General features: G+C 66.9%; 11 protein-coding genes and 2 pseudogenes. 10 read left to right on the top strand and 3 right to left on the bottom strand.

Annotation, left to right across the window (positions count from 1 at the left end; all coding sequences use genetic code 11):
- Positions 1-174: 174 nt before the first annotated feature.
- The 5 genes and pseudogenes from ACTTAI_RS19925 (at position 175) to rnhA (ending at position 4,874) form a co-directional block, all read left to right on the top strand.
- Positions 175-2,078 (top strand): annotated as a pseudogene (locus ACTTAI_RS19925) (PAS-domain containing protein).
- Entirely contained in the window at positions 2,078-2,791 is a 714-nt protein-coding gene (locus ACTTAI_RS19920) for a response regulator transcription factor (RefSeq protein WP_444453333.1), read from the top strand. The pseudogene ACTTAI_RS19925 and the gene ACTTAI_RS19920 overlap by 1 nt, the downstream one beginning before the upstream one ends.
- A 65-nt stretch (positions 2,792-2,856) precedes the next feature.
- The gene (gene ispH / locus ACTTAI_RS19915) at positions 2,857-3,804 is read left to right on the top strand and encodes a 4-hydroxy-3-methylbut-2-enyl diphosphate reductase (RefSeq protein ID WP_444453332.1); all 948 of its coding nucleotides are present in this window, start codon (positions 2,857-2,859) and stop codon (positions 3,802-3,804) included.
- 6 nt (positions 3,805-3,810) lie between these two features.
- Positions 3,811-4,413 carry a LysE family translocator gene (locus tag ACTTAI_RS19910; protein WP_444453330.1) on the top strand — a complete coding sequence of 201 codons (603 nt, stop codon included), beginning with the start codon at positions 3,811-3,813 and terminating at the stop codon, positions 4,411-4,413.
- Entirely contained in the window at positions 4,413-4,874 is a 462-nt protein-coding gene (gene rnhA, locus ACTTAI_RS19905) for a ribonuclease HI (RefSeq protein WP_444455813.1), read from the top strand. Before ACTTAI_RS19910 ends, rnhA begins: the two co-directional genes overlap by 1 nt.
- Before the next feature lie 238 nt (positions 4,875-5,112).
- Here rnhA and ACTTAI_RS19900 read toward each other — a convergent pair.
- Positions 5,113-5,825 (bottom strand): annotated as a pseudogene (locus ACTTAI_RS19900) (LrgB family protein); the annotation flags it as partial.
- Positions 5,818-6,174 (bottom strand): CidA/LrgA family protein, encoded by a 357-nt coding sequence (locus ACTTAI_RS19895; RefSeq protein ID WP_444453329.1) that lies wholly within the window; start codon positions 6,172-6,174, stop codon positions 5,818-5,820. The gene ACTTAI_RS19895 and the pseudogene ACTTAI_RS19900, both read right to left, overlap by 8 nt.
- Positions 6,175-6,361: 187 nt before the next feature.
- Between ACTTAI_RS19895 and smc the strand changes: the two genes are divergently transcribed.
- From smc to ACTTAI_RS19870, 5 genes are read left to right on the top strand one after another with little or no spacing between them, the layout of a single operon-like run.
- On the top strand, positions 6,362-9,820 hold the full coding sequence (smc, locus tag ACTTAI_RS19890; RefSeq protein WP_444453327.1) for a chromosome segregation protein SMC: 3,459 nt from the start codon (positions 6,362-6,364) through the stop codon (positions 9,818-9,820).
- 54 nt (positions 9,821-9,874) lie between these two features.
- A complete protein-coding gene (locus ACTTAI_RS19885; RefSeq protein WP_444453326.1) occupies positions 9,875-10,333 on the top strand; it encodes a YbjN domain-containing protein in 459 nt (152 codons plus the stop codon).
- 12 nt (positions 10,334-10,345) lie between these two features.
- Positions 10,346-10,807: a RidA family protein gene (locus tag ACTTAI_RS19880; RefSeq protein ID WP_110804662.1), complete on the top strand. Its 462-nt coding sequence runs from the start codon at positions 10,346-10,348 to the stop codon at positions 10,805-10,807.
- Positions 10,804-11,562, top strand: a complete 759-nt coding sequence (locus ACTTAI_RS19875; protein ID WP_444453325.1) for a glycerophosphodiester phosphodiesterase family protein — start codon at positions 10,804-10,806, stop codon at positions 11,560-11,562. Before ACTTAI_RS19880 ends, ACTTAI_RS19875 begins: the two co-directional genes overlap by 4 nt.
- Before the next feature lie 51 nt (positions 11,563-11,613).
- A complete protein-coding gene (locus ACTTAI_RS19870; protein ID WP_444453323.1) occupies positions 11,614-12,771 on the top strand; it encodes a GNAT family N-acetyltransferase in 1,158 nt (385 codons plus the stop codon).
- 68 nt (positions 12,772-12,839) lie between these two features.
- Here the strand turns inward: ACTTAI_RS19870 and ACTTAI_RS19865 are convergent, their stop codons facing one another.
- Positions 12,840-13,328 (bottom strand): peroxiredoxin, encoded by a 489-nt coding sequence (locus ACTTAI_RS19865; protein ID WP_444453321.1) that lies wholly within the window; start codon positions 13,326-13,328, stop codon positions 12,840-12,842.
- Between the last annotated feature and the right edge of the window lie 51 nt (positions 13,329-13,379).

Raw genomic sequence — 13,379 nt, 5'->3', positions numbered from 1 at the left:
GCGCCGGTTTTCCGGCGTCGAAAGCCGCGACTCTCTCCCTGCGCGGCCTCTGGGTTGGAAACTTGCCGTTAATAGTTTCGGGACTTTTGCCCAAATCTTGCGAATCCTTTCCGGTTGAATCCGAAGTTTGCGAAGCGCGCAGAAGGTGCTAGCGATGGGGTGGGGGAGGACGCGATGACCGAGGACACGCGGGCACGGCTGACGCAGGCGGGGCTGAATCTGATCGGTCAGGCACTGTCGATCTTTGACAGCGATCTGCGGCTGGCGGTCTCGAACCGGCAGTATCAGCTGATGTTCGACCTGCCCGAGCATCTGACGCAGCCGGGCACGACCTTCGCCGATACGATCCGCTGGCTGGCCGAGCGTGGCGATTACGGCGAGGTGGACGAGATCGAGACCTGGGTGGCCGCCCGGGTCGAGCAGGCGCGGGATTTCGCGCCGCATTACATGGAGCGCACCCGCGCGAATGGCCGGACCATCGCGGTCGAAGGCGCCCCCTTGGCCGAGGGCGGCTGGATCACCGTCTACACCGACATCACCGAGACGAAGCGGCAGGAGGCCCTGCTGCACGCGCGTTCGGAAGAACTTTCAGAGCAGGTTCTCGACCATGCCGAGCAGCTGGCGGCGGCGAACCGGCAGCTGGCCGCGACGAATGCCGCGCTGGAAGAAGCACAGCGCGAGCTGCGCCGCACTGCCGCCCGCATCCGGCAGGTGACCGAGATGATGCCGGCCCCATATCGCGCATATGGGGGGTGGATTTCGTCTACACCTTCTCGAACCGCCGCGTCACCTCGGTGATGCCCGGCTCGCTTGATGATCCGGTGGGCCATACCGCTGCCGAGGTTCTGGGCGACGAAACCTTTCGCCGCATCCTGCCCGGGTTTGAACGCGCCTTCGCCGGTGAGGCGAATGTGATCGAGATCACCCACGAACCCTCGGGGCGGCGTATCCGCATCGCGCTGACGCCCGATCGCGGTGCGGCGAACGGGGTGCAGGGGGTCTATATCCTGTCGACCGACGTGACCGAGGAAACGCAGGCCCGCACGGCGCTGGCGCAGGCGTCCAAGCGCGAACTGGCGGCGCAGATCACCTCGGGCATGGCGCATGATTTCGCCAATCTGCTGACGATCATTCTGGGGCTGCAGGGGCGAATGATGCGGATTGACGGGCTGCCTTCCGAAGGGCGCGATGTCGTGCGGGCGACGCTTTCGGCGGCGCGGCGGGGGGGGACGCTTCTGGACCGCATCGCCGCGATTTCCGGCAAGCGCGAGTTGCGGCCGCAGGCGGTGAACTTGCCCGCGTTGATTGCCGATCTGGTGACGATGGCGGCGCCGACGCTTGGCCCCGCGGTGCTGGTCGATATCGACATTGACGGGCTGCACGCGCCCTTGGTCCTTGACCCCGGGCCGCTGCAGGACAGCCTGCTCAATCTGCTCTTGAATGCCCGCGATGCGATGGGGCCGCGCGGCGGGGCGATCCGCATTGCCGCGCATCCGGTGCAGGACACCTGGGTCGAGGTGCATGTCAGCGACACCGGCCCCGGCTTCTCGCCCGAGGCGCTGACCCATGCGCTCGATCCTTTCTTTACCACGAAGGGCGGGCAGGGCTCGGGCCTTGGGCTGTCGATGGTCTATGACCAGACGAAACTCGCGGGCGGCACGGTGCGGATCGAGAATTGCGAACCGGGCGCCTGCGTGACCCTGCGCCTGCCCCTGCGGCTGGCCGAAACCGATGCGACGCCGATGCTGGTGCTTCTGGTCGAGGATGACCCGGATATTCGGCTTTCGGTGCGCGAGATGCTGCGCGGTCTGGGCCATTCGGTGCTGGAGGCGGGTTCGGTCGAAGAGGCCGAGGCGCTGTCGGCGCTGCCCGAAATCGGGCTGGTGCTCTCCGATATCCAGCTCGCGGGCGAGGGCACCGGGATCGACCTTGCCCATCATCTCGCCGGTCGGGTGCCGATGCTTCTGATGACCTCGTTGCCGCCGGGCAGTCGGCTGCGGGCTGCAGCGCCGTGCCCCGTCCTGCAAAAACCCTTCGTTGCGGCGGAACTGGCCGCGCTGATCGCCGGAGTGCGCTGATGACCGTTTCGCAAGCCCCCCTTGTCGCCGTGCTCGATGACGAACCCGAAATCCGCCGCATGCTGGTCGATGCGCTGGAGGAAACCGGGTTCCGCACGACGGCTTACGCCCGCGCCACGGAATTCGAGGCCGGGCTGAAGCGCTGCCAGCCCGATGTCTGTCTGGTGGATCTCGGCCTGCCAGATCGTGACGGTCTTGCGCTGGTGCATCGGCTGGCGCTCGAATCGGGGGCGGCGATCATCATCATCTCGGGGCGGGCGCAGGTGCAGGACCGGGTGACGGGCCTCGAACTTGGCGCCGATGACTACATCATCAAGCCCTTCGATCCGGCCGAGGTGGTGGCCCGCATCCGTGCCCGTCTGCGCCGCCCGCGTCCCGACACCGCACCGGCGGCGCAGGTCGCGGTCTTTGCCGGGTGGAAGGCCGCTTTCGACCGGTATGTGCTGATCGACGACAGCGGCGCCGAGACGCCCTTTTCCCATGCCGAGGGCGAAGTGCTGCGGCTCTTCCTTGAAAGCCCCAACCGGCTGATTTCGCGGGCGCAAATGCAGGAGACGCTGGGCGGCGCCGCGGGCGAAAGCTTCGATCGGGCGATGGATGTGCGGATTTCGCGGCTGCGCACGAAGCTTGGCGAAGATCCGAAGAACCCGCGTCTGATCAAGACGATCTACGGCGCGGGCTACATCTTTCTGGGCGAGGTGCGCTGGGCGTAAACGGGTCGCACTTTACGGCGGGGCGCGGCGGCATTACCTCTGGACCCGTGAATACGGAGCGCATCATGAAACCTGCCCTTACCCTTTACCTTGCCGCCCCCCGTGGCTTTTGCGCGGGCGTCGACCGGGCCGTGAAGATCGTCGAGATGTCGCTCGAGAAATGGGGGGCGCCGGTCTATGTGCGCCACGAGATCGTCCACAACAAATTCGTCGTGGACACGCTCGCGGCCAAGGGCGCGGTTTTCGTGGAAGAACTGGACGAATGCCCGGTCGATCGGCCGGTGATCTTCTCGGCGCATGGCGTGCCGAAGACCGTCCCGGCAGAGGCCGAGCGGCGCAACATGATCTATGTCGATGCGACCTGCCCGCTGGTGTCCAAGGTGCATCTGGAAGCCGAACGCCACGCCGAGGAAGGCCTGCAGATCGTGATGATCGGCCACAAGGGCCACCCCGAGGTGATCGGCACCATGGGCCAGCTGCCCGAGGGCGAGGTGCTTCTGATCGAGACCGCCGCCGATGTGGCGACGCTTGAGGTGCGCGACCCGGAAAAACTCGCCTGGATCACTCAGACGACGCTGTCCGTCGATGACACGGCCGAGGTGGTGGCGGCGCTGCAGGCGCGGTTCCCCTCGCTTGTCGGTCCGGGCAAGGATGACATCTGCTATGCGACGACGAACCGGCAGGCGGCGGTGAAGGTGCTGGCCGAAAAGATCGAGGCTTTGCTGGTCATCGGTGCGCCGAATTCCTCGAACTCGAAGCGACTGGTGGAGGTGGGCCGTAACGCGGGCTGTGCCGTCTCGCATCTGGTCGAACGCGCCTCCGAGATCAAATGGGAGGCGCTGGACGGCATCACCCGCGTGGGTCTGACCGCAGGCGCCTCGGCCCCCGAGGTGCTGGTCGACGAGGTGATCGAGGCCTTCCGTGATCGCTACGATCTGACGGTGGAGCTTGTCGAGACCGCGAAAGAGCGGATAGAGTTCAAGACCCCGCGGATCTTCCGCCACGACACCTGAGGTAACATGACGCCCGAGTTCCTGCTGACCGCTTTCATCGTCTGTCTGGTTCCGGGAATCGGGGTCGTCTACACGCTCTCCTCGACGCTGGGGCAGGGGTTCCGGGCGGGGTTCTGGGCCTCGCTTGGCTGCACCATCGCGACGCTGGTGCATCTGGCTGTCGCGCTTGGCGGCCTCGCCGCGGTGCTGCACACCTCGGCCGTGCTGTTTCAGTCGATCAAATATGCAGGCGTGGCCTATCTGCTTTACATGGCCTGGGGCACGCTGAAGGGCACGGGCGGGCTGGCGCTTGAAGCCGCTGCACCGCAGTCGGTCGGGCGTCTCGTCTGGCGCGGCATCCTGCTGAACCTGCTGAACCCGAAGCTGCCCTTGTTCTTCGTGGCCTTCCTGCCGCAATTTATGGCAGTGAATGACGGGCCTTACGTCATGGCGGAACTGGGCGTCGTCTTTGCCGTCCTCACCTTCCTCACCTTCCTTGGCTATACCGCGCTGGCGGCTTCCGGACGTCAGGCAATCCTGAGCCGTCCCGCGGTGATGGCCTGGATGCGGCGGGCTTTCGCGGCGTCCTTTGCGGCGCTGGGCCTGCGACTGGCGTTCGAGCGCGCATGATGGCGGATCTTTACGCATGGACCGACGGGGCCTGCAGCGGCAACCCGGGGCCGGGGGGCTGGGGCGTGTTGATGCGCGCGATGGACGGCGCCATGATCGTCAAGGAAAAGGAACTCTGCGGCGGCGAGGCCGACACGACCAACAACCGCATGGAGTTGATGGCAGCAATCTCGGCGCTCGAGGCCCTGACGCGCCCGACCGCGCTGACGATCACCACCGACTCGGCCTATGTGAAGAACGGCATCCAGTCCTGGATGCATGGCTGGAAGCGCAACGGCTGGAAGACCGCCGACAAGAAGCCGGTGAAGAACGTCGATCTGTGGCAACGGCTTGATGCGGCACAGGCGCGCCATCAGGTGGTCTGGAAATGGATCAAGGGCCACGCCGGGCACGCGGAAAACGAACGCGCCGATGAGCTGGCCCGGGCGGGCATGGCGCCTTACAAGCCAAGCAAGGGCTGAGGCCAAAGTCTGACCGAGGCCATCGCCGAGGTCACGCGATACAGTCGCCCCGTGACCGCCGAGGGCCCAAAGGCACTCGGCCTGCGCCCGCCCCGCCCATGGCGGGCGCATTAGCGCCGCCGGGGCGGAGCGCAGGCCTCTGTCACGCTTGCGGAAACGGTCTTGCGACGCCTGCCGCGCACCGGGCGGGAAACGCGGATCGCGTTTCCTTTTCCGCCCGACGGGATCGGGTCACAAAAAACCACGGCAGCACCAGCGGCGCCAGAAACGCTGTCAGCACCGCATTCAGCCCCATCCCGATCGAGGCGAAAGCCCCCGCCGTGTCATGCACCTGAAACGCCCGCGCCGTGCCGATCCCATGCGCGGCGACGCCGGTTGCGAAGCCGCGCGCGCGCGCCAGTCGGTCAGCCCCAGCCCGTTCATCATCGGCGTCACGAAAATCGCCCCGATCATCCCGGTCAGCAGCACCAGAACCGCGGTCAGCGTCGGCTGCCCGCCGAGCGCCTCGGAAATGCCGATCGCCACGGGCGCGGTCGCCGATTTCGGCGCGAGCGTCGCCAGAAGCCCCGCCTCGGCCCCTAGGGCCTTCGCAATCGCGAGCGCCGAGACGATGGCGGTGAACGACCCCGCCAGCAGTGCCGCGGCAATCGGGATCAGCGCCTTGCGGATCGCCTTCAGATTCGCCTGCAACGGCACGGCAAGGCAGACCGTCGCCGGACCCAGCATGAAATGGACGAATTGCGCGCCCTCGAAATAATCCTTGTAGGGCGTGCCGGTGATCCCCAGCAGCACGGCGAGCAAGATCACCGCCAGCATCACCGGGTTCGCCGCCGGATTGCGCCGGGCAAGACGATAAAGACTGTCGCCCGCCCAATAGGCAAAGAGCGTCGCCGTCAGCCACAGAAGCGGTTGCGAAGCGAGATAGGACCAGATCAGCGCCGCGTCATTCATCGGGCAGGCTCCGCACCAGTTTCGCGACAAGGGTAAAGGTCACCGCGCCGACGACGATGGCCAGCAGCGTCGAGGCCACCAGCGCCACTGCCAGCGCCGGGCCATGCGCGGCAAGCGTCGGCAGATGCGCCACCACCCCCACGCCCGCAGGCACAAAAAGCAGCGACAGATGGTTCAGAAGCCCCTGCGCCACGGGGCGGATCATCTCGCGCAACCGCGCGCTGGCCGCGAGTGCCGCGACCATGCCCAACATCCCCAGAACCGGCCCCGGAAGCGGCAGATGCATCGCGCGCGAGATCACCTCGCCCGCCAATTGGAACGCCAGAATGATCGCCAGAGCCGGAACCATGAGGTGTTTTCCTGATATTGGTAATAATTTAGAACCAGTTTATGTCGGTTGCGCCATCATGCAAGCGAAAAGCCTTCGATTCTGTGGATAAGCTCGGGGGGATCGCTGCAACGTGAGGGGGGCACGTTGACTCGGGGTCTTGCAGCCCCGAAACTGGCGGGCCTGCGACCGGAAATAGGTGCCCTTCGTGCGTTTCACCCGCCTGCGACTGAACGGCTTCAAGAGCTTCGTCGATCCGACCGACCTTGTGATCCACGACGGCCTGACCGGCGTCGTGGGTCCGAACGGCTGCGGCAAGTCGAACCTGCTCGAAGCGCTGCGCTGGGTGATGGGCGAAACCCGCGCCAGTGCGATGCGCGGCGGCGGGATGGAGGATGTAATCTTTGCCGGGGCCGCCACCCGCGGCGCGCGGCATTTCGCGGAAGTCTCGCTCTCCATCGACAACAGCGAGCGGCTGGCGCCTTCGGGCTTCAACGACGCCGATACGCTGGAAATCGTGCGGCGGATCACCCGTGATGCCGGGTCCGCCTACAAGGTCAACACCAAGGATGTCCGCGCCCGCGACGTGCAGATGCTGTTCGCCGATGCCTCGACCGGGGCGCACAGCCCGGCGCTGGTGCGGCAGGGGCAGATTTCGGAACTGATCAATGCGAAACCCAAGGCCCGCCGCCGGATTCTGGAAGAGGCTGCGGGGATCTCGGGCCTTTATCAGCGGCGGCACGAGGCGGAATTGAAACTGTCGGGCGCCGAGCAGAATTTGGCCCGGGTCGATGACGTGCTGGAACAACTCGGCACGCAACTGGCTTCGCTGTCGCGGCAGGTGCGGCAGGCGGTGCGCTATCGCGAGATCGGCAATGAGCTGCGCCGTGCCGAGGGGATGCTGCTTTATCGGCGCTGGCGCGAGGCCGATCTGGCCCGGGCCGAGGCGGAAAACGCCCTGCGTTCGGCGATGATGGGCGCCGCGCAAGCGGAACTGGCCTCCCGCGCGGCGGCGAAGGCCCGGGCGGCGCAGGAAGACGCGCTGCCGCCCTTGCGTGAAGAAGAGGCGATTGCCGGGGCGATCCTGCAACGGCTGGTCTTGCAACGCGATGCGCTCTCGGATGCCGAGGCGCAGGCGGCGGCGCGGATCGACAGTCTGAAATCGCGCATCGCGCAGCTCGATCGCGACATGGAGCGCGAGGCCGGGCTGAACCGCGACGCTGGCGAAACCATTGCCCGGCTCGACTGGGAAATGGGGCAGTTGCTCAAGGCGACCGAGGGGCACGAGGACAAGCTGGAAGCGGCCTCCGAGGCGTCGGCCGAAGCGGCGGCGGTTCTGGCCGAGCGGGAAGCGAACCTGTCCGAGGGCACCGAGGATGTGGCGCGTCTGGCGGCGCGGCATGGCTCGGTGACGCGGCTGGTGTCGGATAACCGCGCGACGGTGGCCAAGGCCGAGGCCGAGGCGGAACGGGCGTCAGAGGCCGCCGAGGCCGCCGCCGAAGCGTTGGAGCGGGCCGAGGAGGCGTTCGAGGCCGCGCAGACCGCGCAGGAAGAAGCGCAGGATCAGGCCGAAGCCGCCGAGGAAGCGCTGATTGCGGCGGATGAGGCGCGCGGCGTCGTGCAGGCGCGCGAAAGTGCCGCCCGTGCCGCGCGGTCCGAGGCCGAGGGCGAGGCGGGGGCGCTGCGGGCCGAGGTGGCGGCTTTGGCCCGGCTTGTCGAACGCGAAGCGGCGAGTGGGCATCAGCTCCTTGATCGGGTCCGGGTAAAAAGCGGCTACGAGGCGGCCTTGGGCGCGGCCTTGGCCGATGATCTGCGCGCGCCGGAGGTGGAGGCCGAGGCCCGGTCCGGCTGGAGCGTGCTGCCCGATTACGCGGCGGTGCAGCCGTTGCCTGCGGGCGTCGAGCCGCTCTCGACCCATGTCGAAGTCCCCGCCGTGCTGCGCCGTCGCATCGCGCAGATCGGGCTCGTGGCCGATGCGGCCGAGGGGGCGCGGCTGCAACCCGCCCTTGCGCCGGGGCAGCGGCTGGTGTCGCTCGCCGGGGATCTGTGGCGCTGGGACGGCTTTCGCGCCGGGGCCGAGGATGCGCCGACGGCGGCGGCGCTGCGGCTGCGCCAGCTCAACCGTCTGGTGGAACTCAAGCGCGATCTGGAAGAGGTTGCGGCCCGGGCTGATGGCGCGCGGCAGGCGCATGAGGCTTTGAGCCGGACCTTGGCCGAAGCAAGTGCTGCCGACGCCCGCGCCCGCGATGCGCGCCGCGCGGCCGATACGCGGCTGGCTGAGGCGGGGCGCAGCTTGAGCCGTGCCGAAGCGGATCGCTCGATTTCCGCGGGCAAGCTGGAAGCGGCGCGGATGGCGGTGAAGCGTTACGGCGATGAGGCCGGATCGGCGCGGCTGGCGCTGGCCGAGGCCGAGGCGCAACTGGCCGCGCTGCCCGATCTGGACGCCGCGCGCGGCGCGGTCGAGGCGATCAAGCTGACGGTGGAAGCCGCGCGGGTGACGATGCTGACCCGCCGCGCGAGCCATGACGAGATCCGCCGCGAGGGCGAGGCAAGGTTGCGGCGGCGGCAAGAGATCACCAAGGAAATCTCGGGCTGGCGGCACCGGCTGGAGACGGCCGAGAAACGCTCGGCCGAACTCGCGTCGCGTCGTGAAGAAGCGGTGGGGGAGCTCGAAGATGCCGCCGCCGCGCCCGAGGAACTGGCGGCGAAGCGCGACGAGTTGAATTCCGCGATCGAGACCGCCGAGGAACGCCGGGCGAAAGCCTCGGATCGGCTGGCTGAGGCCGAGGGTGCCCTGCGTCAGGCGCAGATGGCCGAACGCGATGCCGAACGCGCCGCGGGTGAGGCGCGCGAGGGCAAGGCCCGGGCCGAGGCGCGGCTTGATGCCGCCCGCGAAACGCAAGCCCATGCCGCCGAGCGGATCGAGGAGGCGATGGATCTGACGCCGCAGGCTTTGTTCGACACGCTCGACGCAGATCCGGACAAGATGCCTGCCGCCGAGGCGCTGGAAATCGAGGTCGCGCGGCTCAAACGTGCCCGCGAGGCTTTGGGCGCGGTGAACCTGCGCGCCGAGGAAGACCTGCGCGAGGTGCAGGCCGAACATGACGGGCTGGCGCAGGAAAAGACCGATCTCGAGGAAGCGATCCGCAAGCTGCGCTCGGGCATCGCCGGGCTGAACCGCGAGGGGCGCGAGCGGCTTCTGACGGCTTACGAGCAGGTCAACGAAAGCTTCCGCACCTTGTTCACCCACCTTTTCGGCGGTGGCTCGGCCAGTCTGCAACTGGTCGAAAGCGATGACCCGCTGGAAGCCGGGCTCGAGATCATGTGCCAACCGCCGGGCAAGAAGCTCTCCACCCTCAGCCTGCTGTCCGGTGGGGAACAGACGCTGACCGCAATGGCGCTGATCTTTGCCGTTTTCCTTGCCAACCCGGCACCGATCTGCGTGCTCGACGAGGTGGACGCGCCCTTGGACGATGCCAACGTCACCCGCTTCTGCGACCTGCTCGATGAAATGACCCGCCGCACCGATACGCGGTTTCTGATCATCACCCACCATGCGGTGACGATGAGCCGGATGGACCGGCTTTTCGGCGTGACGATGCAGGAACAGGGCGTCAGCCAGCTGGTCTCGGTCGATCTGAAGAAGGCCGAGCAGCTGGTGGCCTGACGGGGCTTGATGCGGACCCGGCAATCGGACAATCCTTGCCGAAAGGAGGCCAAGATGATCCGTCCGTTCGTTGCCGTTCTTGTCGCGATGCTGGCTGCCCTGCCCGCGCAGGCGCAGGTGATGGCCGATCCGGATGTGGTCGCCGCCTTCCTGCAGGACTACGGTCTGAAGGTTGATCCGGGCAGGGACGATCAGGGCGATCCGATGCTCTCGAGCGAGGTCGATGACACGAAATTCGACGTCTATTTCTACGGCTGCACGCAGACGCGTGATTGCACCTCGGTCGCGTTTTCGGCGGTGTTCCTGACCGAAGAGCCGCTGAAATACGCGATGCTGAACGGCTGGAACAAGAACGCCCGCTTTGGCCGCGCCTATGTCGATGGGGACGGCAATGCGGTGATCGAATATGACGTGAACCTCGACAAGGATGGCGTGGGCGGAAAGAATTTCACCGACACCATCGACATCTGGCGCAGCTTGCTGGATGACTTCCGCAATCACATCAACTGGTAAGGCAAAGATCCCATGGCATCCGCAATCGAAGCCCGTCTGAGCGCGCTCAACATTACGCTTCCCGACGCTCCCGCCCCGGCGGCGAACTACGTGCCCTTCGTGCGCACGGGCAATCAGATCTTCGTCTCGGGGCAGGTCTCCTCGGGGCCGGACGGCTTTATCAAAGGCAAGCTGGGCGCCGACATGAGCGTCGAAGAGGGCGCCGCCGCCGCGCGTCGCTGTGGCCTCGCGCTGATCGCGCAGGCCCGCGCCGCGGTGGGCGATCTCGACAAGGTGAAGCGGGTGGTGAAGCTTGTGGGCTTCGTCAACTCGACTGTTGATTTCACCGACCAGCCCAAGGTGGTGAATGGCTGCTCGGATCTCATGGTCGAGGTCTTCGGCGAGGCCGGCCGTCATGCCCGCTCGGCCGTGTCTGCCGCTTCGCTGCCCTTCGGTGTCGCGGTCGAGATCGAGGCGATCTTCGAGGTGGAATGATGCATCCCCTGCCTGCGGCCTTCCTGACCCGTCCGATCGCGCATCGCGCGTTGCATGACCGTGCCGCCGGGCGGCCCGAGAACAGCCGCGCCGCGGTGCGGGCGGCGGTAGCCGCGGGCTACGCCATCGAGATCGACCTGCAACCCTCGGCCGATGGCGTGCCGATGGTGTTTCACGATTACGATCTGCGGCGGCTGACCGGGGTTCCCGGTCGGCTGCGCGGCCTGACGGCGGCGGAGCTGTCCGAGATCCCGCTTTTGGGCGGCGACGAGGGCATTCCGACGCTGGCCGAGGTGCTGGCAATCGTCGATGGCCGGGTGCCGCTCCTGATCGAGATCAAGGATCAGGACGGGGCGATGGGGCCGGATGTCGGCCCGCTCGAAACCGCGACCGCGCGGGTGCTGGCGGGCTATGCCGGGCCGGTGGCGGTGATGTCCTTCAACCCGAATGCGGTTCTCGCCTTTCATCTGGAGGCGCCCGGGGTGCCGGTCGGTTTGACGACCTCGGCCTATACTGCCGCCGACTGGCCGCTTCTGCCCGCGAGTGTGCGCACGCACCTGGCGGGCATTCCCGATTTCGACCGGGTGGGGGCCTCGTTCATCTCGCATGAGGCGGCCGATCTGGGCGCCCCCCGGGTGGCCGAGCTGAAAGCCAAGGGGGCAACGATCCTGTGCTGGACGATCCGCTCGCCCGAGGCCGAGGCGGAGGCGCGGAAGATCGCGCAAAACATCACCTTCGAGGGCTACACCGCTTGACCCTTTTCCCCCGCGCCCCATCCTTTTGGGAAATGGTGCGGGGGGCCCTTTTTGGAAAGCGTTGAAGTTTCTGTTCTTGCATCGCTTTCAGCGATCCCGGCGGCAGACTGGGACGCCTGCGCCTGCCCGGAAACCGCCGAGGGCGGTCGCCCCTTCGATCCGTTCACCACGCATCGGTTCCTGAGCGCGCTTGAAGACTCGGGCTCGGTCGGGCCGGGCACCGGCTGGACGCCGCATCATCTGGTGGCGCGGCATGCGGGCGCGGTGATCGCCGTCGCCCCCTTTTACCGCAAGAGCCATTCGCAGGGCGAATATGTCTTCGACCATGCCTGGGCCGAGGCCTGGCATCGGGCGGGCGGCAGTTATTATCCGAAGCTTCAGGGCGCCGTGCCCTTCACCCCCGTCACCGGGCGGCGGCTTCTGTGCCGTCCGGGGCAGGAGGACATCGGGCAGGCCGCGCTGTTGCAGGCGATGGCAGAGCTGACGCGGCGGGGCGGCCATTCCTCGGCGCATCTGACCTTCTGCACCGAGGCCGAGGCCGAGGCGGCAACCTCCGAGGGCTGGCTGCATCGCATGGGTGTGCAGTTCCATTGGGAAAACCGCGGCTACGGGTGTTACGAGGACTTCCTCGCCACGCTTGCCTCGCGCAAGCGGAAAGCGCTGCGCAAGGAACGCGACCGGGCGCAGGCTTTTGGCGGCACGATCCGGGCGCTGACCGGCGCGGCGATCGAGGAGCATCACTGGGAAGCGATGTGGGCCTTTTATCAGGATACCGGGGCGCGGAAATGGGGCCGCCCCTATCTGACCCGCGCCTTCTTCGATGCGGTGCATGCGATGCGCGACGAGGTGCTGTTGATCGTGGCCGAGCGGGATGGCCGCGCCGTGGCCGGGGCGCTCAATTTCATCGGGCGGGACACGCTCTATGGCCGCTATTGGGGCTGCCTTGAGGATCACGCCTTCCTGCATTTCGAGCTGTGCTATCATCAGGCGGTCGACTGGGCGATTGCCCAAGGCTTCGCCCGGGTCGAGGCGGGGGCGCAGGGCGAGCACAAGCTGGCGCGCGGGTATCTGCCCGTGGTGACGCATTCGGTGCATCACATCCCGCATCCCGGCTTCCGCCGGGCTGTCGCCGATTATCTGGAACAGGAGCGCGCGGCGGTGGCCGAGGAAGCTGAGGCGCTGGCGGAGCTTGGCCCTTATCGGGAATAAGGGCGTATTTAGTCCAAGAAAAAGCAGCGGGCTTTTCCTGGTCCAAATACGCCCTTGCGAGTTTGGAGTCAGAGCGCCGAGAGCAGGCCTTCGCCTGCCGAGAGTTCGCAGACGCCCGGGCTTTCTTCGCGGTTCAGAACCTTGACGACGCCATCTTCAACGAGCATCGCATAACGGGCCGAGCGGTCGATCAGGCCGACGGGCGGCGCCGAAAACGACATGCCGATCGCCTTGGTGAAGCTCGCCTCGGCGTCGGCCAGCATGGTGATCCCGGCCGCTGTGGCGCCGGTCGCTTCGCCCCAGGCGGCCATCACGAAGGGGTCGTTGACCGAGACGCACAGGATCTCGTCCACGCCCTTGGCATCGAATTTCGGCTTGGTGCGGATGAAGCTCGGGACGTGGGCGGTGGTGCAGACCCCGGTATAGGCGCCCGGAACGGCAAAGATCACCACCTTGCGGCCAGCTGTCAGTGCTGCAAGATCGACCGCCTCGGGGCCATTGGCGCCGATCCTCAGAAGCGTTGCCGCGGGAAGTTTCTCCCCAACCGTCAGTGTCATTGCGTTCTCCCTTGCTTTGCACGGCGTTGCATCAGGGATATAGGGGCGGAA

This window comes from Rhodobacter capsulatus (assembly GCF_052363175.1).
Taxonomy (GTDB): Bacteria; Pseudomonadota; Alphaproteobacteria; order Rhodobacterales; family Rhodobacteraceae; genus Rhodobacter; species Rhodobacter capsulatus_D.
Note: the sequence above shows the minus strand (reverse complement) of the source record. Positions and strands in the feature narration are given on the sequence as shown.

Excerpts from the sequence above, each read along its gene's own strand:
- ACTTAI_RS19920 (WP_444453333.1), top strand. The coding sequence starts at position 2,078 with ATGACCGTTTCGCAAGCCCCCCTTGTCGCCGTGCTCGATGACGAACCC.
- ispH (WP_444453332.1), top strand. The coding sequence starts at position 2,857 with ATGAAACCTGCCCTTACCCTTTACCTTGCCGCCCCCCGTGGCTTTTGC.
- ACTTAI_RS19910 (WP_444453330.1), top strand. The coding sequence starts at position 3,811 with ATGACGCCCGAGTTCCTGCTGACCGCTTTCATCGTCTGTCTGGTTCCG.
- rnhA (WP_444455813.1), top strand. The coding sequence starts at position 4,413 with ATGGCGGATCTTTACGCATGGACCGACGGGGCCTGCAGCGGCAACCCG.
- ACTTAI_RS19895 (WP_444453329.1), bottom strand. The coding sequence starts at position 6,174 with ATGGTTCCGGCTCTGGCGATCATTCTGGCGTTCCAATTGGCGGGCGAG.
- ACTTAI_RS19885 (WP_444453326.1), top strand. The coding sequence starts at position 9,875 with ATGATCCGTCCGTTCGTTGCCGTTCTTGTCGCGATGCTGGCTGCCCTG.
- ACTTAI_RS19880 (WP_110804662.1), top strand. The coding sequence starts at position 10,346 with ATGGCATCCGCAATCGAAGCCCGTCTGAGCGCGCTCAACATTACGCTT.
- ACTTAI_RS19875 (WP_444453325.1), top strand. The coding sequence starts at position 10,804 with ATGATGCATCCCCTGCCTGCGGCCTTCCTGACCCGTCCGATCGCGCAT.
- ACTTAI_RS19865 (WP_444453321.1), bottom strand. The coding sequence starts at position 13,328 with ATGACACTGACGGTTGGGGAGAAACTTCCCGCGGCAACGCTTCTGAGG.